General features: G+C 70.5%; 21 protein-coding genes and 1 pseudogene. 13 read left to right on the top strand and 9 right to left on the bottom strand.

Annotation, left to right across the window (positions count from 1 at the left end; genetic code table 11):
- The first annotated feature begins 2 nt into the window (after positions 1 to 2).
- Genes HYQ63_RS04030 through HYQ63_RS04000 form a run of 7 tightly spaced genes read left to right on the top strand, consistent with a single transcriptional unit; the run spans position 3 to position 3,479 of the window.
- Positions 3 to 254: a gas vesicle protein GvpG gene (locus tag HYQ63_RS04030; RefSeq protein ID WP_179932545.1), complete on the top strand. Its 252-nt coding sequence runs from the start codon at positions 3 to 5 to the stop codon at positions 252 to 254.
- A 3-nt stretch (positions 255 to 257) separates the two neighbouring features.
- On the top strand, positions 258 to 662 hold the full coding sequence (gene gvpO / locus HYQ63_RS04025) for a gas vesicle protein GvpO (RefSeq protein ID WP_179932544.1): 405 nt from the start codon (positions 258 to 260) through the stop codon (positions 660 to 662).
- The gene (locus tag HYQ63_RS04020; protein WP_373689022.1) at positions 659 to 1,036 is read left to right on the top strand and encodes a gas vesicle protein; all 378 of its coding nucleotides are present in this window, start codon (positions 659 to 661) and stop codon (positions 1,034 to 1,036) included. Before gvpO ends, HYQ63_RS04020 begins: the two co-directional genes overlap by 4 nt.
- Positions 1,033 to 1,827 carry a GvpL/GvpF family gas vesicle protein gene (locus HYQ63_RS04015; RefSeq protein ID WP_179932543.1) on the top strand — a complete coding sequence of 265 codons (795 nt, stop codon included), beginning with the start codon at positions 1,033 to 1,035 and terminating at the stop codon, positions 1,825 to 1,827. Before HYQ63_RS04020 ends, HYQ63_RS04015 begins: the two co-directional genes overlap by 4 nt.
- Positions 1,824 to 2,030 (top strand): gas vesicle protein, encoded by a 207-nt coding sequence (locus tag HYQ63_RS04010; RefSeq protein ID WP_123107025.1) that lies wholly within the window; start codon positions 1,824 to 1,826, stop codon positions 2,028 to 2,030. The genes HYQ63_RS04015 and HYQ63_RS04010 overlap by 4 nt, the downstream gene beginning before the upstream one ends.
- The gene (locus tag HYQ63_RS04005) at positions 1,993 to 2,349 is read left to right on the top strand and encodes a gas vesicle protein K (RefSeq protein ID WP_257231590.1); all 357 of its coding nucleotides are present in this window, start codon (positions 1,993 to 1,995) and stop codon (positions 2,347 to 2,349) included. Before HYQ63_RS04010 ends, HYQ63_RS04005 begins: the two co-directional genes overlap by 38 nt.
- Positions 2,350 to 2,387: 38 nt before the next feature.
- The gene (locus HYQ63_RS04000; protein WP_179932542.1) at positions 2,388 to 3,479 is read left to right on the top strand and encodes a helix-turn-helix domain-containing protein; all 1,092 of its coding nucleotides are present in this window, start codon (positions 2,388 to 2,390) and stop codon (positions 3,477 to 3,479) included.
- A gap of 43 nt (positions 3,480 to 3,522) precedes the next feature.
- On the opposite strand, the gene HYQ63_RS03995 is transcribed toward HYQ63_RS04000, so the two are convergent.
- The 6 genes and pseudogenes from HYQ63_RS03995 to HYQ63_RS03970 all read right to left on the bottom strand — a co-directional run bounded on the left by HYQ63_RS03995 (position 3,523) and on the right by HYQ63_RS03970 (position 10,989).
- Positions 3,523 to 5,388, bottom strand: coding sequence for a CocE/NonD family hydrolase (locus HYQ63_RS03995; RefSeq protein ID WP_179932541.1), 1,866 nt, complete (start codon positions 5,386 to 5,388; stop codon positions 3,523 to 3,525).
- Positions 5,389 to 5,399: 11 nt separating this feature from the next.
- Entirely contained in the window at positions 5,400 to 6,347 is a 948-nt protein-coding gene (locus HYQ63_RS03990) for a transporter substrate-binding domain-containing protein (protein WP_179932540.1), read from the bottom strand.
- A gap of 67 nt (positions 6,348 to 6,414) precedes the next feature.
- A complete protein-coding gene (locus HYQ63_RS03985; protein ID WP_179932539.1) occupies positions 6,415 to 7,668 on the bottom strand; it encodes a dipeptidase in 1,254 nt (417 codons plus the stop codon).
- Positions 7,665 to 8,401 (bottom strand): annotated as a pseudogene (locus HYQ63_RS03980) (amino acid ABC transporter ATP-binding protein). The gene HYQ63_RS03985 and the pseudogene HYQ63_RS03980 overlap by 4 nt, the downstream one beginning before the upstream one ends.
- A complete protein-coding gene (locus HYQ63_RS03975; protein WP_179932538.1) occupies positions 8,398 to 9,306 on the bottom strand; it encodes an amino acid ABC transporter permease in 909 nt (302 codons plus the stop codon). The pseudogene HYQ63_RS03980 and the gene HYQ63_RS03975 overlap by 4 nt, the downstream one beginning before the upstream one ends.
- 93 nt (positions 9,307 to 9,399) lie before the next feature.
- Complete coding sequence (locus HYQ63_RS03970) at positions 9,400 to 10,989, bottom strand: acyl-CoA synthetase (protein ID WP_257231588.1); 1,590 nt, start codon at positions 10,987 to 10,989, stop codon at positions 9,400 to 9,402.
- Between the two features lie 226 nt (positions 10,990 to 11,215).
- On the opposite strand from HYQ63_RS03970, the gene HYQ63_RS03965 reads away from it, so the two are divergent.
- Both HYQ63_RS03965 and HYQ63_RS03960 read left to right on the top strand, forming a co-directional pair.
- A complete protein-coding gene (locus HYQ63_RS03965) occupies positions 11,216 to 11,689 on the top strand; it encodes a hypothetical protein (RefSeq protein WP_257231587.1) in 474 nt (157 codons plus the stop codon).
- A gap of 53 nt (positions 11,690 to 11,742) precedes the next feature.
- Complete coding sequence (locus HYQ63_RS03960; protein WP_179932536.1) at positions 11,743 to 12,216, top strand: hypothetical protein; 474 nt, start codon at positions 11,743 to 11,745, stop codon at positions 12,214 to 12,216.
- A gap of 56 nt (positions 12,217 to 12,272) precedes the next feature.
- On the opposite strand, the gene HYQ63_RS03955 is transcribed toward HYQ63_RS03960, so the two are convergent.
- Positions 12,273 to 14,882 (bottom strand): PA14 domain-containing protein, encoded by a 2,610-nt coding sequence (locus tag HYQ63_RS03955; RefSeq protein WP_373689021.1) that lies wholly within the window; start codon positions 14,880 to 14,882, stop codon positions 12,273 to 12,275.
- Between the two features lie 179 nt (positions 14,883 to 15,061).
- Between HYQ63_RS03955 and HYQ63_RS03950 the strand changes: the two genes are divergently transcribed.
- Positions 15,062 to 15,805, top strand: coding sequence for an SDR family NAD(P)-dependent oxidoreductase (locus HYQ63_RS03950; RefSeq protein ID WP_179932535.1), 744 nt, complete (start codon positions 15,062 to 15,064; stop codon positions 15,803 to 15,805).
- Positions 15,806 to 16,042: 237 nt separating this feature from the next.
- On the top strand, positions 16,043 to 16,498 hold the full coding sequence (locus tag HYQ63_RS03945) for a lamin tail domain-containing protein (protein WP_179932534.1): 456 nt from the start codon (positions 16,043 to 16,045) through the stop codon (positions 16,496 to 16,498).
- 24 nt (positions 16,499 to 16,522) lie between these two features.
- Here HYQ63_RS03945 and HYQ63_RS03940 read toward each other — a convergent pair whose 3' ends face one another.
- On the bottom strand, positions 16,523 to 17,794 hold the full coding sequence (locus HYQ63_RS03940; RefSeq protein ID WP_179932533.1) for an SLC13 family permease: 1,272 nt from the start codon (positions 17,792 to 17,794) through the stop codon (positions 16,523 to 16,525).
- 172 nt (positions 17,795 to 17,966) lie between these two features.
- Between HYQ63_RS03940 and HYQ63_RS03935 the strand changes: the two genes are divergently transcribed.
- The gene (locus tag HYQ63_RS03935; RefSeq protein ID WP_179932532.1) at positions 17,967 to 18,677 is read left to right on the top strand and encodes a FadR/GntR family transcriptional regulator; all 711 of its coding nucleotides are present in this window, start codon (positions 17,967 to 17,969) and stop codon (positions 18,675 to 18,677) included.
- A gap of 171 nt (positions 18,678 to 18,848) precedes the next feature.
- Positions 18,849 to 19,805 (top strand): VCBS repeat-containing protein, encoded by a 957-nt coding sequence (locus tag HYQ63_RS03930; protein ID WP_257231586.1) that lies wholly within the window; start codon positions 18,849 to 18,851, stop codon positions 19,803 to 19,805.
- A gap of 21 nt (positions 19,806 to 19,826) precedes the next feature.
- Here HYQ63_RS03930 and HYQ63_RS03925 read toward each other — a convergent pair whose 3' ends face one another.
- Positions 19,827 to 20,834, bottom strand: a complete 1,008-nt coding sequence (locus HYQ63_RS03925; RefSeq protein WP_179939716.1) for a multicopper oxidase domain-containing protein — start codon at positions 20,832 to 20,834, stop codon at positions 19,827 to 19,829.
- Positions 20,835 to 20,838 lie beyond the last annotated feature (4 nt).

Genomic DNA, 20,838 nt, shown 5'->3' with positions numbered 1-20,838 from the left:
CCATGGGACTGTTCTCCGGACTGGTCACCTGGCCGCTGGCCCCGGTGCGCGGCCTCGGCTGGATCGCCGAGCGGCTCCACGACGAGGCCCACCGGCAGCTGTACGACCCCAAGGTGATCCAGCAGCGCCTGGAAGAGGTCGCGGAGCAGCGGGAGTCCGGGGAGCTGAGCGAGGAGGAGGCGGCCCGGCAGGAGGACGAACTGGTCCGCCGGCTGATGGCGGGCGGCCCGCCCGGCGGAGGCCTGGAGGTGTGAGCCGTGGTCCGTGAGGAACGGGACGAACGCGACCACGGCGAGGAGCGGGAGCGGCCCCGGCGCGCCCGGCGCCCCGCGGCAGACGACCGGCGTCCTGCGTCCGACGACCGGCGTGACCCGCGCCCCGCGTCCGACACCCGGCGTTCCGCGACCACCGCCCGGTCCGCCGCCCGCAGCGCCGCCCGCGAGCTGCGGGATCTGACCGGACACGATCCGGAGAGCATCACCTCGGTGGAGCGCCACGGAGACGGCTGGCTCGTCGGCGTCGAAGTGCTGGAGACCCACCGGATCCCGGACTCCACCGACATCCTCGCCGAGTACCGGGTCGAGGTCGACGGCGAGGGCGGCCTCGTCTCGTACCGCCGCGCCCGGCGCTACTACCGCGGCAGGTCGGAGGAGGGGACATGAGCCAGGGCGCCGACTGGAACGTGCCGAGCCGGCGCATGGGCGCCCCGCCCGAACCGGCCCGCCGGGAGTCGGCGAGCCTGGCCGACATCCTGGAGCGGGTGCTCGACAAGGGCATCGTCATCGCCGGGGACATCCAGATCAACCTGCTGGACATCGAGCTGCTGACCATCAAGATCCGGCTGCTGATCGCGTCCGTGGACCGGGCCAAGGAGATGGGCATCGACTGGTGGGAGCACGACCCCACGCTCTCCTCCGGCGCCCGCGACGTCCTGGACGAGAACGAGCGGCTGCGGCGGCGCGTCGGGGAGTTGGAATCGGGCCGCGACGCGGAGCGCGAGCCGGAGCGTGAACGGGGACGGGAGGACGGACCGTGACCGAGGAGGCCCTTGCCACCTGGCTGTACGCGGTGACCGCGGCCCGCGACGAGAGCGGCGCCCCACCCGGGCTCACCGGCGTGGCGGACGAACCGGTGCGCCTGGTCGAGAACGCCGGACTGGCCGCCGTGGTGGGCTCCGTACCGCTGGCCGACTTCGGCGAGGAGCCGCTGCGCGCCCATCTGGAGGACCTGCCGTGGCTGGAGCGGGCGGCCAGGGCCCACCACCGGGTCATCGGCCGGGCGGCCGGATACGGCCAGGTCATCCCGCTGCGCTTCGCCACGATCTACCACGACGACGGCCGGGTCCGCACGATGCTCCAGGAGCGGCGGGACGACCTGACGGACACGCTGGCGCGGGTGGCCGGACGGACCGAGTGGGGCGTCAAGGCGTACGTCGACCCGCGCGCCTTCCTGCCCGACCCGGGCGACGAGGGGCCTTCCGGCGGCGACAGCCCCGGCACCGCCTATCTGCTGCGCCGCCGCGCCCAGCGGGACGACAAGGAGACCGCCCATCTGCGGGCCACCGAGCGGGCGGAGGAGATCCACACCGCCCTCGCCGCGCTGTCCGCCGCGACCGCCGCACACCCGCCGCAGGACGCGCGGCTGGCCGGGTACGAGGGCTGGATGGTGCTCAACAACTCCTATCTGGTGCCGGACGACCGGACGGAGGAGTTCACCGCCGCGGTGACCGGGCTGGGGGAGCGGTACCCGGACGTCGACCTGGAGCTGAGCGGGCCGTGGCCGCCGTACTCGTTCACGGCGCCGCCCGAGCACGAGGAGGCGACGTGACCCACGCGATCGAGCGGCGCGAGGTGGCCCTGGTCGATCTGCTCGACCGGGTGCTGGCCGGGGGCGTCGTGATCGCCGGGGAGATCACCCTGAGCATCGCCGACATCGATCTGGTGCGCATTTCCCTTCGCGCGCTGATCGCTTCCGTACGAATGGAAGACGAGGATGAGCATCGAGCGCCGCCCGGACGACCGCCGCCCTGACCACCCCCGCGACCGCCCCCGTGACCCTCGCGACCCCCGCGACCGTCCCCGTCGGCTCGAGGTGGACGAGGAGTCGGTCCGCAAGAGCCTGGCCGGTCTGGTGCTGACCATCGTGGAGCTGCTGCGCCAGCTCATGGAACGGCAGGCGCTGCGCCGCGTCGACCAGGGAGGCGTCAGCGACGAGCAGATCGAGAAGCTCGGGCTCACGTTGATGGCGCTGGAGAAGAACATGGAGGAGCTGCGGGAGCACTTCGGGCTCACCGAGGACGATCTGAACCTGGACCTCGGACCGCTCGGCCCCCTCCTGCCCCGCGACTGATCACCTCCCCTGCCCGTGTCCGGCGGTACGCTGCGCGGGTGGGGATCACGTTCAACCTCCGGTCAGCGCGAGCGGCCGACATCCACGTCGGGCGCTCGCCGCTCGCCGAGCTCATGTCGGTGCTGCACATCCTGGCCGAGCCGGACCACCACCCCGAGGCGCAGCGCTGGACGCGCCGCCTCGGCACGACCTTCGACGTGTCGCTCGCACAGGAGATGAGCGCCCTGTCGCCCCTGTGGGCGCGGCTGCGCTGCCGACTGCTGTTCCCGCTGGCGCTGCCGCTGGACCAGTCCTTCGAGGACGAGCTGCGGCTGCTGGAGAAGCTGCCGCTGGAGGAGTTCACGGAGCTGTGCGCGCAGGGGGTGCTGGGCTTCCGGGAGCGGGTGCCCGACGCGCACAGCCTGCTGAACGACCCGGAGGCCGCCTGCCGCTTCATCACCCAGTGCGAGCGGCGCTCGTTCCGGCGCGGCGAGTTGGCGCACGAGCTGATGGCGTCGCCCGAGGGGACGCGGACCCGGCTGATCGACTTCCTGGAGCGCTGCGGCACCGCGTTCTTCGCCGCCGAATGGCGCTCGGTGTACGACCGGCTGGGGGCGGCCGTGGTGCGGTTCCGCACCGATGTCCGCAGGAGCGGCCTGGCCGAGGTGCTGGCCGGGCTCAGCCCCACCGCGGTCGTCTCCCAGGGCGGTGCGCGGGTGCGCTACGACAAGCTGGCCGTCGCCGAGATCGACATCGGCCCGCGCCCGCTCTTCCTGGTCCCCTCCGTCCATGTCTGGCCGCATCTGACCGTCAAGGACGAGGAGTCCCATCCCGTCGTGCTCCAGTTCGCCGCGCTGGAGGGGCAGGCCGACGGGCAGCTCACTCAAGCGGAGCTGCGGGCCCGGATGTCCGCGCTGGCGTCGCTGGGCCGGATGGAGCTGTGCCGTCATCTGCTGGGCGAGCCGATCACCACCTCGGAACTGGCCCAGCGGCTGGGCCTGGACGATACGCAGGTGTCGCGCACCCTGCGGCAGTTGCGGGACGCCGGGCTCGTGGAGTCCGAGCGCGAGGGCAAGTACGTGTACCACCGGCTGGCCACCGGCACCCTGCTCCGGCTGGGGCAGGACGTGCTGGCCACCATCATGCGCTGACCCTCTGCGCCCTCACGCGCCGACCATCACGCACCGCGTCCGGTCAGCCGGGCCGCGTCCACAGCAGCACTGCCGAGGGGTGGCTGGCGTCCATGTGGACGCGGTTGGTGGCGACCACCTTGCGCCGGGTGACGGCCTCGGGCTCACCGGTGTTGGAGTTGACGTCGAAGCGCGGGAAATTGCTCGACGAGATGTCCACCCGCAGCCGGTGTCCGGCCCCGAAGCGGTTGGCGGTGTCCGGCGCCGGGATCTCGATCTCGTACACCTCGCCCGCCACCAGCGGCTCGGGCCGCTCGAACGACGCGTGGAAGCGGCACCGGAAGATGCCCTCGGTGAGGTTCATGGCGAACCCGTGCGGATAGTCCTCGTTCGGCGGGTGCACATCGACCAGCTTCACCGTGAAGTCGGTGTCCGGGGCCGTCGAGGAGATGAACAGCCGGGCGGTGACGGGACCCGCCACCTCCAGCGGCTCGTCCAGGGGCGGGGTGACCAGCGAGATCACATCGGGCCGCGAGTTCACCGGCAGATACGGCTCGCGCGCCCCGTAGAAGCGCTCGTCCGGCACCTGGTCGAAGGCGCCCCCGACCATCACCGGCTCGCCCGAGGTCACCTGTCCGCCCAGGGTCGGCACCGGGTCGCCCGGGTCGAAGTCGTATTCGACCCACGCGTCCCGGCCCGTGGGTCTCTCCCGGCTCAGCTCGCCCGAGGTGTGGCAGTAGAACGCGGTCTCCCGGGTCCCGGACGGCGGCCACCGGGTGTCGGTGTGCCACCGGCCGCCGTGCCGCATCCGCCCCGCCGCGTCGCGGCGGCCGTCGCCGCCGCCCATCAGGAAGTACCGCACCCGCGGGAACGCCTGGAGGTCACCGCCGCGCAGCACCGCGTCGAACCAGCGCTGCCGGAAGGTCAGATACGAGGTGTCCACGTTGTCGCTGAACGTGGCGGCGGGCCCGAAGTCCACGTCACCGGCGAAGGTGACACAGCGCGCCCCGTGCGTCCACGGCCCCATCACCAGATACGCCGGGGACGTCTTGAGCCGCCCCATGGCCGTGAAGTTCTCGATGGTGGAGCGCACATACGGGTCGTACCAGCTCGCCATGTGCAGGGTCGGCACGTCCGGGAAGCGGTCGTAGTGCCCCCGCCCGTAGATCGCGGGCTGCCGCCAGTACTCGCCGAACGCGTCGTGCCGCCACTGGTCCAGCAGATATTGCTCGTACTGGCCGACCTGTGACAGCGGGGAGACGCCGGTGCGCCACGGCAGCACGGTGAACCAGTCCCGCAGGTCGGTCCCGGCGAACGCCTTGCGCACCAGCGGGTCCCGCTCCGCCTCCGGGCTCTCCTCACCGTGCCGGAACGCCCAGGTGACCTGCTTGAGTTCGAAGGCGCCGCCCATCCGCATGCCCGCCTCGTACGCGCTCGCGAAGCCGCCGGAATCCATGAACATCGCGGCCAGCGGGGCGGGGGACTCGGCCGCGGCCGCCGTCTGGGCGTGCGCCGAGTAGGACACGCCCATCATCGCGACCCGTCCGTCGCACCAGGGCTGCGCGGCGATCCACTCGAGGGTGTCCGCGCCGTCCGGGCCTTCGCCCAGGTACTTCACGAAGGTTCCCCCGGAGTCGCCCCGGCCCCGGCAGTCCTGCCGCACCACGTGGTATCCGGCCCGGACGAAGAACGCGGACGTCTCCTCGGGGGTCGGCACCGGCTCGTCGTGTCGGCAGCGGTCCGACTCGCGGATGTCGCGGCGGCCGTACGGGGTGCGCTCCAGGATCACCGGCCGGGGACCGGGCCGCTCCTCGGGCGCGTACAGGTCCGCGGCGAGGACCACCCCGTCCCGTACGGGTACGCGCAACAGGTGCCGCCACACTCCTCCGCCGAGGTCTTCCGCCGCCTCGGTCCGCCCGGTCGGTGCCATGGGGGTGGCGCTCACTTGGCCTGGGACTGCTTCGAGCCGTTGAGGAGCATCTTCGTCCGGGTGATGGTGGACAGTGGCATCCCCCAGCCGCCGAACAGCTTCGCGTAGGTGCCCGACTCCTGCATCTCCCGCAGCCCCTTGACGATCACGGCGGCGAGACCGGTGCCCTTCTTGGCCTGGATGCCGTAGATCGCCGTCGCCGCGGGGAGGCTCAGCATGTCCTCCAGCTCCAGCGTCTCGAACTTGTCGTCCGAGTTCTCGCTGACGCTGGTGTTGGAGGCGCTGGGCGCGACCACCGCGTCGATCCGCTGGCTCTGGAGGGCCAGGCTCGCGGCGGCCAGATCCGCGTAAGCCTGCGGGCTCACGGCCTTCTTGCCCTTCTTGGCACACCGCTTGCTGAGACCCGCGAGGACGTTCTCGGTGCCCGCGCCCTTCTCGACGCCGACCTTGTGTCCGCAGATGCCGATGCCGGACTCCGGGCGGAACCCGCTGTCCTTGTTCACCATCACGGTCACCTGGCTCTGCGCGAAGTCGGCGAAGTCGACCTCCTTCTGGCGCTCGACGAAGTCACCGGAGGGCGCGCTGAGGTCGATCCGGCCGGACTTCAGCCCCGGGATCACCGCGTCGAACGGCGTCCGCACCACCTTGATCTTGATGTCGAGCTGGGAGGCGAGCTGCTTGGCCAGATCCGGGACCAGGCCGGTGATCTTCCCGTCGGAGCCGATGGTCACATACGGGTCGTACTCGCTGACGCCCATGAGCAGGGTCTTCTTCTTGTACGCCGCGGGCACCTGGGCCGCCAGGGCGTCGTCCTTCGGCTCCAGGGCGAGGGTCGGGGTGGGCACGGCCTCTTTGGACTTGCCCTTGTCGTCCGGAGTGTCATCCACCGAACAGGCGGTGAGGGTCAGCGCGAGGGACAAGAGCAGGGCGCACCCGGCGGCGCGAGATCGGTGGCGCATGACTGGGCTCCGTTTCGGGAGATCCGGCAGATCCGGATGGGACGTGGGGGGTACGGGACTGGGACGGTCAGCGGCCCCAGACGGTCTCGGCGACGCGCCGCACATTGCCCCCGGCGAGCTTCGCCACGTCCTCATCGGAGTAGCCGTGGTCGAACAGCCAGCGGATCATGTTGCCGACGGCCTCCGCGGGGTTCTCACAGCCGTGGACGTAGTCGACCGGCTCGTGCGGCGGCGGCTGCGAACTCTGGCCGTCGAGCGCGTCGTCCTTGCCGAACAGCGGGGCGAACGTGCGGTGCCAGGCGGTGTGATCGCCGAAGTTGGTGTCGGGGCCGAAGGCCACATGGTCGATGCCGACCAGGTCCAGACAGCGCTCCACGTGTTCCATCACCGACTCCAGGCTGTGCCGGGGGTGCCGGGTGGTGACGGTGGTGTGCGGGGCCGCCTCGACGCCGATGAATCCGCCGGAGCCCGCGCACGCCCGGATCACGTCGTCGGGCTTCATCCGCGGGGTCGGCCACAGCGCCCGCGACCCGGCGTGAGTGATCACCACGGGGTCCGTGGAGCGGCGCACCGCGTCCAGCGCCGTCGCGTCCCCGGAGTGCGATACGTCGACGATGATGCCGAGGTCGTTCATGCGCCGCAGGGCGCGGCGGCCGAGCACCGTCAGCCCGGTGTCGCCGGTGTCCGCGAGCCCCGAGCCGAGCTGGTTGCTCTCGCTGTACACCAGCCCGAGCAGCCGCACGCCCAGCCCGTAGAGCAGATCGAGCCGGTCGACGTCGTTGCCGATGGGGGTCGCGGACTCCAGGGTCAGCACGACGCCCACCTGGTTCCCGGCCCGTGCCCGCTCCGCGTCCTCCAGGGTGCGCACCGGGGCCACCAGGCGCTGATGGGCGAAGTCGGCCTGGCGCATGGCCAGATCGCTCACCGCGTCGTCCCAGTCCCAGGGGGTGTGCGAGCGGATCATGCTGACGGCGGCGGGGCCGCCGTCGAAGAACAGGTCCACGCCCGAGTGGGCGATGCCCTCGTACGGGATCGCCTCCCGGCCCTGGCGGCGGAACGCGGCGAAGTCACCCGGGTCCGCGGGCCGCAGCGACAGATGGTCGTGCGCGGAGATCACCAGATGGCGTTCCTCGAAGTCCCGCGCCCGGGCCTCGACGTCCTCGCTCCACACCGGTGCCGAGCCGGGCACCCGGCCCACCGCGGGCACCAGCTCGAAGTCCCGGAAGTCGGCGCCCGGCTCCAGGTAGTGGTACGAGCGGTAGCCGTCCCACAGCTCCAGCCGGGCGCGGGTCTTGGCGGGCAGGGGCCGTTCGGTGCTCATGCGCCGACCTTCGACAGGAACGTTCGGGTGCGCTCATGGGAGGGGGAGGCGAACAGCCGGTCCGGCGGGCCCTCTTCGACGATCCGCCCGTCGTCCATGAAGACGACGCGGTCGGCGACCTCGGCGGCGAAGCGCATCTCATGGGTGACGACCATCATCGTCATGCCTTCCCCGGCCAGGTCCCGGATGACGCTCAGCACCTCCTGCACCATCTCGGGGTCCAGGGCGGAGGTCGGCTCGTCGAACAGCATCACCTTCGGCCGCATCGCCAGCGCCCGGGCGATGGCCACGCGCTGCTGCTGGCCGCCGGAGAGCTGCTCGGGGTAGCTGTCCAGCTTGTGGGCGAGCCCGACCCGGCGCATCAGCTCCTCGGCGCGGGCGCCACTTCGCCGGTGAGGTGCGGGAACAGGTTGAAGCTCTGGAAGGCCATGCCCATGACCGAGCGCTGCGCGGCCAGTTCGCGGGGGCCCAGCTGGTGCAGGGAGGTGCCACGGAGCCGGTAGCCGATGACGTCGCCGTCGACCACGACCAGGCCGTCGTCCGGGACCTCCAGGTGATTGACGCAGCGCAGCAACGTGCTCTTGCCCGACCCGGACGGGCCGATGACACAGACCGTCTCACCCCGGTGGATATCCAGGGAAATGCCGTGCAGCACCTCTGTGGAGCGGAACGACTTGACGACCCCGCGCAGGGAGACGATGGGCTGCGCTTCCCTTTCCGATGCCACGGTCATACCGAGTGCTCGATCCTCTTCACCTTGGTGACCTTTTCGGCCGGTATCAGGGTGTGTCGACCCAGGCGTCGCTCCAGGCGCTGCTGCACGAGGGTGATGACGCCGGTGATGATCATGTACCAGATCGCGGCCACAATCAACAGGGGAACGGTCTGGAAGTTCTTCGAATAAATCAGCTGCACCGAGTAGAGCAGATCCGCCAGAGAGATCACGCTGACCAGAGATGTGGCCTTGAGGAGAGATATCAGCTCATTTCCCATCGGCGGAACGATCACACGCAGCGCCTGGGGGAGGGTGATACGGAAGAAGATCTGAGTCGGGGTCAAACCGAGCGCGGCGGCCGCCTGACGCTGACCCTCCGGTACGGACAGCAGACCGGAACGGATCAACTCCGCCACGTATGCCGTTTCATGCAGGGTCAGACCGATGACCGCGGCGGTAAGCGGACCCAGCAGGGAATTCGCATCGAAGGTGACGAAACGCGGGCCCCAGGGAATGCCGAGGGACAGGGTGGGAAACAGTGCCGCCAGGTTGTACCAGAAAAGCAGCTGCACCAGCATGGGAATCGAGCGGAACACCCAGATAAACATGCCCGCGGCCGCCGACATCAGCCGCGAGGAACCCATCCGCATGAGCGCAACAACGGTGCCGAGTACCAGGGCGAATGCCATGGTCGCGGCGGTCATCCCGAGACTGACACCGATACCCTTCATGATGCGGATCTCGAAGAAGTATTTCCCGACGGTGTCCCACTCGAAGCGCGGGTTGGTGAATATCGTGGTCACGGCCATCGCGGCGAACAGCAGCACCACGACATTGGCCACCAGCAGTCCTGGGCGCCGTCGCTTCACGCGTTTGAGCCGGGATGGCTCGGGTAGGGCGTCAAGATTCAGGACTTTGCTCATGGAGGGCCCTCGGGCGGTTCGTCGTCACGGCTGGGGAATACCGCATCCTAAAACCGTGGTCCGGAGCCCTCTCGAACAGTTGACACAGAACCGTCAACCGTCGGTGCCGAGGTGTCCGTAGGTGTCGCGCAGCTCCCGTTTGAGGATCTTGCCGCTGGGGTTCTTCGGCAGGGACGCCGCCACCACCACGTACTTGGGCACCTTGAACCCGGCCAGCCGCTCCCCGCAGTGCGCCGTGATCTCCTCCGCCGACACCCGCTCTCCCGGCCTGGCCACCACCACCGCCGTCACGGCCTCGATCCAGTACGGATGCGCCACACCGAACACCGCGGCCTCCGCCACCGCCGGGTGCGCGTGCAGGACTTCCTCCACCTCGCGTCCGGACACGTTCTCCCCGCCGCTGTTCACCATGTCCTTCTTGCGGTCGACGACCGTCAGATAGCCCTCCTCGTCCATGACCCCGAGATCGCCGCTGTGGAACCAGCCGCCGCGGAACGCCTCCGCGGTCCGCTCGGGATCCCGCCAGTAGCCGAGCATGGCGTGCGGACCGCGGTGCACGATCTCCCCGACCGTGCCCGGCGGTACGGGCCGGTCGTCCTCGTCCACCACCCGCGTCTCGACGTTGAGCCCGGCCCGCCCCGCCGACCCGGCCTTGCGCTCCTGGTCGGCCGGGCCCAGAACGGTCACGATCGGCGACATCTCGGTCTGCCCGTAGAGGTTGTACAGCGCGAGCCCGGGCAACCGGCGGCGCAGCTCCGCCAGCACGGCGACCGGCATGGCCGCGGCGCCGTAATACCCCTTCCGCAGCGACGACAGATCGCGGGTCCCGAACTCCGGATGCCGCAGCAGCCCGATCCACACGGTGGGCGGCGCGAACAGCTTGGTCACCCGCTCCGCCTCGATCGTCGCCAGCAGCGCCGCCGGGTCCGGGCCGGGCAGGATGACCGAGGTGGCCCCCAGGTACATGTCCGGGGTGAGGAAGACGTGCAACTGGCCGCAGTGATACAGCGGCAGCGCATGGACCTCGACGTCGTCGGCCGCCATCCCGCCGTCCACGATCGTCGTCAGATACTGCGAGATCAGACTGCGGCTCGTCATGATCGCGCCCTTGGGCCGCGACTCCGTCCCCGAGGTGTACATCAGCTGGACCGGATCGTCGTCCTCCAGCGCGGGGTCGGGCACGGGATGGCCGTGCTCCTCGCCCAGCGCGGCGAAGTCCTCCCAGCCGTCCCGCCCCTCCCCGCCGATGGCCGCGCGCAGCACGAGGCGGGGCGGCGCGGCCTCGGCCAGCGCCGCGTCGGCCGCCTCCAGCAGGCCGTCGCCCGCGATGACACCGACCGCGCCCGAGTGGGCGAGGAGGTACGCGACTTCCGGGGGCCTCAGCATGAAGTTGACCGGCACCGACACCGCGCCCAGCCGGGCCAGCGCGAAGTACGCCACCACATAGCCGTGCGAGTTGCGCGCGTACAGCACCACCCGGTCGCCCTTGGCGACACCGCGCGCCGCCAGCGCGCCCGCCGTGCGGCTCACCAGCGCGTCCAGTTCCGCGTACGTCTGGCGCAGCGCGCCGTACACCACGGCCGTCTTGCCGGGCAGCCGGGCGGCGCTGCGCGCCAGCAGATCGGCGATGCCATGGCGACGGGCGCGCACGATGTCCACGGGCAGGGAGGGGGATGCGGTCACCAGGAGTCTCCCGAATGGTCGGACGGGCCGGACGGTTCGTCACGCTGACACGGCGCGAGGTGGCGTTCAAGACCACAAACGCCCCGCGCGTGGCCAGGCGATGGAGCTGTCCGGGTGGCGCGACGGGCCGCTTGTGCGGGCCGCCTTGCCCAAAAGTGATCATTTACGTGGAATGACCGGTCAGGGCTCCGGGAAGTCCGGGGCATCCCGCGAGCCTGGAGGTTCCATGATCAGTTCAGCCGTTCGCGGCGTCGTCACCACCACGGCCCTGACCACCGCGTGTGTGCTGCTCCCCGCCTCCGTCGCGCTGGCGGACGCGGGCGACGAGGACATCGAGAAGGTCACGGTGACCGGCGTGACGGTTGCGGAGAACAGACCCGATGACCGTGCCGCCGGCGACAGCCGGACGACCTATATGAGGCTGTACACCCCCCAGCGGAAGCACGCCGGTGACGGCACCTCCCAGTGCACCGCCGTCAAGGTCACCGCCCGCAAGCGGGTCGTCCAGTGCACCCGGGTGCTGCGCCTCAAGAGGGGCTCGCTGATCCTCGGTGACCTGATCACCCACAAGGGCCGCGCCACGGTCACCGCCAGGACCGCCATCCTCGGCGGCACCGGCCACTACAACGACGCCGAGGGCCAGGGCACCGTCACCGTGCGGCGGGACCGGATCCGCTTCTCCCTCGCCGTCGACGACTGAGTTCCCGTACTGCTCGCCCGCCGGTCACACCCCACCCCGAGCCTGGAGGTTCCATGATTCCGTCAGCCGTCCGTGGCATCGTCACCACCGCCGCACTGACCACCGCCCTGACCCTGCTCCCGCCGTCCGCCGCGGGGGCCGCCGCGGGCGGGGACATCGAGAAGGTCGACCTGCTCGGCGTCACCGTGATCAGCACCAAGCCCCGCCACGTCGAGCCCGGCGACAGCTGGAAGACCCGGCTGAAGCTGTACACCGAGAAGAACAAGAAGTACGCCGGCAACGGCACCTCGCGGTGCGACACCGTCCGCGTCACCGCACACAAGCTGGTCGTCCAGTGCACCCGGGTGCTGCGCCTGAAGAAGGGCTCGCTGGTGCTCAGCGATCAGGTCACCCACAAGGGCCATGCGACGGCCACCGCCAAGACGGCGATCGTCGGCGGCACCGGCCGCTACCACTCCGCCTACGGCCAGGGCACCATCACCCTCGCGGGCCCGCTCCTCCACTTCGCGCTCAGGGTCGACGAGTAAGCCCGGCATGACGCCCCGCCCGGGATCCACCGGGCGGGGCGCCGCAGCTCCTCGGTCTAGCCGGTGCACTCCATCGACGCCGGGTCCTCCGCCGCGCGGATCAGGGACCGGTGCGCCTGGCGCAGCCGCTCCACATCGGGCTTTACCTTCTTGCGGTCATAGGTGATGAGCCCGTTCAGCTCGCCCTCCACATCCGTGATCTGGGTGTAGACCGCGCCGCTGTTCCCATGGCAGGCGACCTGCTGCCGCACCTTGTCCAGCAGCTTCAGATACTCGGCCGTGTACTGCTCCTGGTCCACGCCCACATAGGTGTGCTGCACCGGCCAGGCGTGCCCCGGTACGGCAAGGCCCAGACCGCCGTACTCCCCGATGACGCCCGCCCGCTTGTCGTCGGGGCGCGGTTCGCCGGGGCCCGGGTAGGCGTGGATGTCGGCGAGGTCGCCGTTGCCGGTGTCGTTCCAGCCGCTGGCGCCGTCGATGAGCCGTGACGGGTCCCAGCCCTCGGCGAGCGCGGGCACCTTCGGTCCGCCGTACTGGCCCCATCCCTCGTTGAAGGTGACCCAGATGCCGATCGACGGGCTGCTGATGTGCTGGTCGACCATGGCCTTCATCTCGCGCTCGTACTGGACCTGCGCCTGTTCCGAGGGCGCGATGGTGTTCATGGACGGCATGTCCTGCCACACCATCAGCCCGAGCCGGTCGGCCCAGTAGTACCAGCGGTCGGGTTCGACCTTGATGTGCTTGCGCACGGAGTTGAACCCCATCCGCTTGTGCATCTTCAGGTCGTACGCCAGGGCCTGGTCCGTCGGCGCGGTGTGCAGACCGTCCGGCCAGAACCCCTGGTCGAGGGTGGCCATCGAAAAGAAGGGCTTCCCGTTGAGCACCATGCGCTTCTTGCCGTCGACCTCCTCGACCGCGATGCTGCGCATGCCGAAGTAGCTTGTCACCCGGTCGGCCTTCGCGCCCCGCCCGACCGTCACCTTCAGCCGGTACAGATGCGGATCGTCCGGGGACCACAGCCGGGGCGAGGGCACCGGCACGCTCAGCGCCGAGCCGGTGCGCCCGGTCGCCGTGCCGACCGCGCGCTTCCCGTCGTACGCGGTCGCGGTGACCGGCACGCCGTCCCGTACGCCGCGGACCTCCGCGGTGAGCGCCTTGCCCGGCACGTCCGGGGTCAGCTTGAGGCCGTCGGCGTGGTCGGTCGCCACCGGCTCCATCCACACGGTCTGCCAGATGCCGGAGGAGGGGGTGTAGAAGATGCCGCTGGGGTCCAGCCGCTGCTTGCCCATCGGCGGGTTCTCGCCGTCCTTGGCGTCCGTCGGGTCGTACACGCCGACCAGCAGCTCCTGGGTGCGGCCGGGGCGCAGGGCGTCGGTGACGTCGGCGCTGAACCGGTCGTAGCCGCCGCGGTGTTCGGCGACGCGGGTGCCGTTGACGTAGACCTGTGCCTGCCAGTCCACGGCGTCGAAGTTCAGGTTCAGCCGCTGCCCGTCGCCGACCTTCCAGCTCGCGGGGACGGTGAAGGTGCGCCGGTACCACATGCGGTCCTCGTGGCGCTCCAGCCCGGACAGCTCGGACTCCACCGGATACGGCACCAGGATGTCTTCCCGCAGCCGCTGCCCGAACGGGGGTGCCTGGCCCTTCTCGGCGGCGGCGAACTGCCAGGTGCCGTTGAGGTTCTTCCACCGCTCGCGGGTCAGCTGCGGGCGCGGGTATTCGGGGTGGGCGTTGTCCGGGCCGACGTCCTCGGCCCAGGGGGTGCTGAGCTGATATGTCGACTTGTTGCCGCCGAAGGCGAGGAACTGCCCGACGGCCCCCTGGTCGTTCGTGAGGCCGCCCTCGCCGTCGTAGCGCACGATCGCCTCGCCGCCGCGGCCCACCACCGGCTCCTTCAGCGTGAGCAGCAGCCGCGAGCGGTCGGCCGGGTCCAGCCGGGCCGGGCCCAGCGGCCAGGCCGCGCCGCCGATGACGGCGGTGAGGTGGCCGGTCAGCCCGGCCGGGGGAGCGGCGAGGGGACGGGCGAAGTCCATCAGCAGCGTCCGGCCGTCCGCCTGGACGGCGCTGCTCACCGGGCCCTCGTAGCCGAAGTCCGGGGGCAGCCGGAACGCCGACGCCGGGACCGGCTCCTTGGCCTGGCCGGGCGGGGTCCAGGCGAGGTGGAAGTTGGAGCCGCCGTAGTGCTCGAAGTACTCGACCTTGATGTCGTACGCGCGGCCCGCGGTCAGCTCGACCGGACCGGAGACCTGTTCCTTGTCCCAGTCGTCGACCCAGTGGTCGATGACGGGCCGGCCGTCGATCCACAGCCGGAAGCCGTTGTCGCCGGTGATCGAGAAGGTGTGCGTCCCGGAGCGCTCGGGGACGAGCCGGCCGGTCCACCGGACGCTGACGTCGTCGGACCGCCCGGTGGCGGTCTGGAGCCGCGGCTCCAGGTTGTCGAAGTCGAGGGACGGATCGAGGGTGGTCGCCTTGAGTTCGTGGAAGTCGAAGGCGCCCGGGGCGGACTGGAGGTAGTAGTCGCCGCGCAGGCCGTTGACGACGGGGTCGGGATCGCGGTCGTCGGATGCGGCGGCCGCGGCGGGGCCGGGACCGGTCAGCAGACCGAGTACGCCGAGCGCCATGACGAGGGCCGCGACCACGGGTCTGGTGAGAGCCGAACGTAAACGCACATGTCCTCCTTGCCGGAACAGCTGTTGGAACAAGCTGGGGCGCCGATCATTCGGCCATTGGCGACAGAACCTGTCAATACAGAACGCAAGCCAACACCCTTGACGAGAAAGCCCTTTCTACTTAGCGTGCGGTTCACGCATATGATCGAGATTCAACGATTTGCACGATGGAGGCCGTAATGGGGCGACGGATCGTGGTGTCGGGCGGCGGTACGGGCATCGGGCTGGCGACCGCGGAGTCCTTCGCCGCGGACGGCGACCGCGTCGTCATCGTGGGACGCCGCACCGAGGTGCTGCGCGCGGCGGCCGACAAACTGAACGCCGCCCATGGCTACGGCCTGGTCACCTGGACCGGAGCCGACCTGAGCGACCCCGGGCAGACCCGCCGCGCCGCCGACGAGATCGCCGCCGACGGCCCCGTCGACGTGATCGTCACCAACGCGGGCGGCAATGTCGCGCCCGGCAACGACGGCACCCTGGAAGGCATCGCCGACCAGTACCAGCGCAACTTCGCGGCCAACGTGCTCACCGCCGTCCTGCTGACCGAAGCCCTCATTCCGCATATCGCCCGCCCCGGTGGCCGGATCGTGCACCTTTCCTCGGTGGCGGCGCTGCGCGGCCCCGGTTCGTACGGCGGCACCAAGGCCGCCCTGCACACCTACACCTTCGAACTGGCCAAGCGGCTGGGCGCGGAGGGCGTCACCGCCAACGCGGTGGCGCCCGGCTATGTCGAGGACACCGAGTTCTTCGGCGAGCGCGGCACTCCCGAGTTCATCGCGCAGCAGATCGGGCAGACGCTCACCGGGCAGCCGGGCGTGCCCGCCGAGATAGCCGCCGCCATCCGCTATCTGGCCTCCCCGGAGGCCGCGTATGTCACCGGGCAGGTCCTGCACATCAACGGCGGGGCGCAGTACGGCCGCTGACGCGCCCCCGCACCAACCCCGGCGTGTCGCAAGGGCCGGACGGCCCCGGATCAGGGGCCGCGCAGCCCTGCCGCCACGGAGCCCCACGGTCCACTCTGGTTGCCCACACAGGTGGGGGAAAGACGGACGGACGGCCGCACCGAGGGAGTCACCTCGTGACTCCCAAACCATCTCGGGCGCGGCCGTCCGTCCGTCTGTGTGCGCACCACCGCGTCACGACGCAAGGGGAGAGACGTCATGTTCCGAACGACCGCCAGGGCCGCCGCCGCGATTGCCGCGGGCTGTGCCATCGCGCTGCTGTATCCCGCGGCGCCCGCCGGGGCCGCGGGCTCCGTGCACCTGCACAAGATCTACTACGACTCTCCCGGTTCGGACACCCGGAGCAACACCAGCCTCAACGCCGAGTATGTGCAGATCAAGAACTCCACCTCGCGCGGGGTGAGCCTCAAGGGGTGGGTGGTGGTCGACGCGAGCCGCCACGCGTACACCTTCCCGTCGTACACCCTCGGCGCGGGCAAGACCGTGACGGTGCGGACCGGCATCGGCTCGGACACCTCCGCCACCAAGTACCAGGACCGCCGCGCCTACGTCTGGAACAACACCAGCGACAAGGCCACGCTCCGCAAGAGCGGCGGCACCACGGTCGACACCTGCTCGTACAACAGCAGCCGGGCCGACTACACGATGTGCTGAACCCGGGGCCCCGGGCCGGGGCGCTCAGCCCAGGCCCGGGACCACCATCGTCAGCCACACGGCGGCGGGGACGACGACCACCATGATGCCGCCGTAGATCATCAGCTGGCGGAAGAACCGGTCCCGGTCGACGTCGGGCGCGGCCGCCAGCACCAGCGCGCCGTTGGTCGAGAAGGGGCTGATGTCCACGACCGTCGCCGACACCGTGAGCGCGGCGATCATGCCCACCGCGCCGATGTGCCCCTGGGAGAGAAAGGGGACGGCGAGCGGGATGAGCGCGCCCATGATGCCCACGGACGAGGCGAAGGCGGAGATGATCGCGCCGATGTAGCACAGCAGCAGGGCCGCGAGCAGCGGGACGCCGATGTCGGTGACCGCGTTGCCCGCGTAGGTGATCGTGCCCATCTCGTCCAGCACCCCGACATAGGTGAGGACACCGCAGATCAGCAGCACGGTGGGCCAGGTGACCTCGTTGACGGCCCGCTTGCCGTGGTCCGGCCAGACGACGCTGAGCGCGACCGCGAGGGTGATCGCCGTGAGCCCCGCGTCCAGGTCGAAGGCGAGGACCGCGACCACCAGGGCCACCAGCGCGACCAGGGTCGCGATCCGGGCCGGGGTGAGCCGGGTGTCCGCGTCCGACGCCACCGCCTCCTTCTCCTCCTCCGACGCGGCCGCGGCCGCGGGGTCGGTACGGGGCAGCTTCAGCCCGCCGCAGACGACGAACACGACGGCCGCGATGAGCAGGTTGACGACGAGGCTGGCCAGGAACAGGGTGACCTCGTTGCCCGGCAGCTTCTCCCGCTCCACGATGCCGTTGACGATCGAGCCGTAGATGCTGATGGGGGAGAAGCCGCCGCCCTGGGCGCCGTGCACCACCATGGCCCCCATCAGCAGCGGGCTGATCCGGTAGCGCGCCGCGAAGCTCAGCGCGAGGGGCGCCACGATCGCGACCGCCGCCGGGCTCACCGCACCGATCGCGGTCAGCACGCCGCTGATCGCGAACATCACCCACGGGATCAGCGCGACCCGCCCGCCCACCAGCCGGATCGCGGCGTGCACCAGCCAGTCGGTGGTCCCGTTGGCCCGCGCGAGCGCGAACAGATACGTCACGCCCACCAGCACCACGAACAGATCGCCCGGGAAACCGGCGAAGATCTGGTCCGCGTCGAAACCGGCGACCAGCTCCCCCACGCCGAAGGCGGCGGCGAAGGAGAGGGCGCCCATGTTGATCGATCTGGTGGTGGCGACCACGAAGACCACCACCAGCACGAGTATCGAGATCAGTTCGTCGGACATCGAGCGCGCTCCCGTCGCAAGTGGCCCAGCCGCGACTCACGTTGAGGGCGCGATGGTTCAACCGTCAATACATGGGTGGCACATTGGATGAGCCAATCGACCACGAGGTGCTACGCTGCGAATCGGGCCGGTCACCAACCGCAGCAGCCAGCCGCAGCAGGGGGGAGCCCGCATGGCCGACGACGCACTGCGCCCGATGACCCGTCAGCGCCTGTACGAGCAGGTGCTGGAGCGGCTGCGCGCCTACGTCGAGGAAGGCGGGCTGCACGCGGGCGACCGGCTGCCCACCGAGCGGGAACTCGCCGAGCGGCTCGGCATCAGCCGCGCCTCCGTCAAGCAGGCCATCGTCGTCCTGGAGGTGCAGGGCCTGGTCGAGGTGCGCCAGGGCGGCGGCATGCGGTTGCTCCGCGACAGCCTCGACACCGAACCCGTGGAGCGCCTGGTGGAGCGGCGGCGTCGGCTGCCCGATGTGCTGGACGCCCGGGAGGCGCTGGAGACCAAGCTCGCCGAACTCGCCGCCGAGCGCCGCACCGACGACGACCTCGCAGCCCTGGAGCAGGCGCTCCACTGGATGGAGGACGAGATCGCGACGGGCCGCCACGGCATCGAGGGCGACCGCCGCTTCCACGCCGCGGTCACCGCGGCCGCCCACAGCCCGCTGCTGGCCGAGTTCATGCGCTCCATCTCCGAGCAGATCGCGGAGAGCCGTGCGGAGTCGCTGCGTCAGCCGGGCCGCCCCAAGCGGTCGTTCGCCCAGCACCGGAAGATCCTGGACGCCATCGCCGAGGGCCGCTCCAAGGCCGCGGCCGCCGCCATGCGCCGCCACGTCCGTACGGTCGCCCAGGTGCGCCTGCTGAACTGGGACCCGGACGGATCCTCCTGAGCGTGGGCCGCCTTCACACGGCGTCCGCGACACCTCCCCGACCGGAATCGGTCGCTCAGCCGTGTTTTCCGGCCTATGGCGCACCACGCGACGCGCACGGCACAACACCCGCCCATAGCATCAACCCGGCTCTCGGGAGCCCCCGAGGGCATGAGGCAGGGAGACGTTTCTATGCGCGTCAAGAGAGCCATTGGTGTCGTCGCCCCCGCACTACTGGGCATGATCCTCGCCTTCCCCGGAAGCGCGTCCGCCGCCGACTCGGGCGTGCGCGCCAATCCGTTCAGCGGGTTCGTCCTCCAGACCGGCACGGCCCTCCACGAGACCGACAGCACGTTCGCGAGCCTGGTCGCCGACTGGGACCGCGACGGCCGTCCGGATCTCATCGAGGTCAAGAAGAGCGGCACGGGTACGAACTCGACCGAGGTGCACATCCTCTCGGGTGCGAGTAATTTCCAGCGGTTTGTGCTTCAGACGGGTACGGCGCTGCATGAGACCGATGGGTCGTTTGATTTCGCGGTGACGGACTGGGACCGCGATGGCCGTCCGGACCTGGTCGCGATCAAGAAGAGCGGCACGGGTACCAACTCGACCGAGGTGCACATCCTGTCCGGTGCGAGCAATTTCCAGCGGTTCATCGTGCAGACGGGTACGGCGCTGCATGAGACCGATGGGTCGTTTGATTTCGCGGTGGCGGACTGGGACCGGGACGGCCGTCCGGACCTGGTCGCGATCAAGAAGAGCGGCACGGGTACCAACTCGACCGAGGTGCACATCCTCTCGGGCGCCAGCACCTTCCAGCGGTTCGTGCTCCAGACCGGTACGGCGCTGCACGAGACCGATGCCACCTTCGACTTCGGGGTGGCGGACTGGGACAAGGACGGCCGTCAGGACCTCGTGGCCATCAAGAAGGGCAACACGGGGACGAACTCCACCGAGGTGCACGTGCTGTCGGCCGCGAGCACCTTCCAGCGGTTCGTGCTCCAGACCGGTACGGCGCTGCACGAGACCGACGCCACCTTCGACTTCGGGGTGGCGGACTGGAACCGCGACGGCACCTCCGACCTGGTCGCGGTGAAGAAGAGCAACACCGGCACCCACTCCACCGAAGTACACGTCCTCGGCGGCTGACGCAACGCACCGGCGCGCGAGCTATGACCCGCGCCCCGCGGCCAGATGGTGCGGGTCGTAGCCCGGGATCGTGCCGTCGGGCTTGGCGACCAGGAAGAGTCCCGCCATCCCCATGTCGGAGTGGCTCTGGACGTGGCAGTGGTACATCCACGCGCCCGCGCCGGTGTTCTCCCCGGCGATCACCTGGAAGCCGAACGAGTCGGCCGGGCCGGTGATCTTGTTGTCGATGACCCGGCTCGGGTCGTCCGGCCCCTCCAGGATGCCCGTGCGGTTGTCCGCCCAGCGATGACCGTGCATATGGAAGGTGTGGTAGTACTCGCCGTGCGTGATCATGATGATCTCGACGCGTTCGCCCACCGTCGCCCTGAACTCGGGCGCGTCATGGCCTGACTTGTTGTTGATCGTCATGTCGTTGAAGACGATGGTGAACTGCTTCTGCGGCAGTATGTCTCCCGCGCGGCGCACCACCACCGGCCCGTACAGCCCCTTGCGGAGACCACCGGTGCCGTGCGGGGTGCCGACCGCGTGGTCGTGGTAGTGCCAGTAGCCCGCGCTGCCCGGCCGCCAGGTGCCGTCCGCGCGGGTGCCCGGGGCGTGGGTGCGCCAGGTGTACGTACGCGTCCCGCCCGGTTCCACGGCGCTCCGGTTGAGCTGGGTGCCGTCGCTGGCGGTGTCGTAGTCCAGGCCGTGCACATGGAGGCTGGCGGTGACGTCCATGGTGTTCTCGAACTCGATGTGCAGGGTGTCGCCCTCGGTCAGCTCGATCAGCGGACCGGGGATGGACGCCTTGCCCTTCTCCAGGCCGTAGCCCATCTGCCCGTCCGGCAGCTTCTCCGCGTACATCTTGATGCGGCGGACCGCGCCACCGGCCGCCGCCGTGGCCACGCGGCGCTTCGGGCCTTCGGCAGACGTGGCAGACGTGGCAGACGTGGCGGAGGCGGCGGGGGAGGCGAGGGGCAGCGGGCCGCCGATCGCGGCGGCGGCCGCGCCACCGGCGAGAAGCCGGCGGCTGAAGCCGCGTCTGGGCATGGTG

The sequence above is a fragment of the Streptomyces sp. Rer75 genome, assembly GCF_013414305.1.
GTDB classification, from domain to species: domain Bacteria; phylum Actinomycetota; class Actinomycetes; order Streptomycetales; family Streptomycetaceae; genus Streptomyces; species Streptomyces himastatinicus.
The sequence above is the reverse complement of the archived record's forward strand: the minus strand, read 5'-3'. Positions and strand labels throughout refer to the sequence as shown.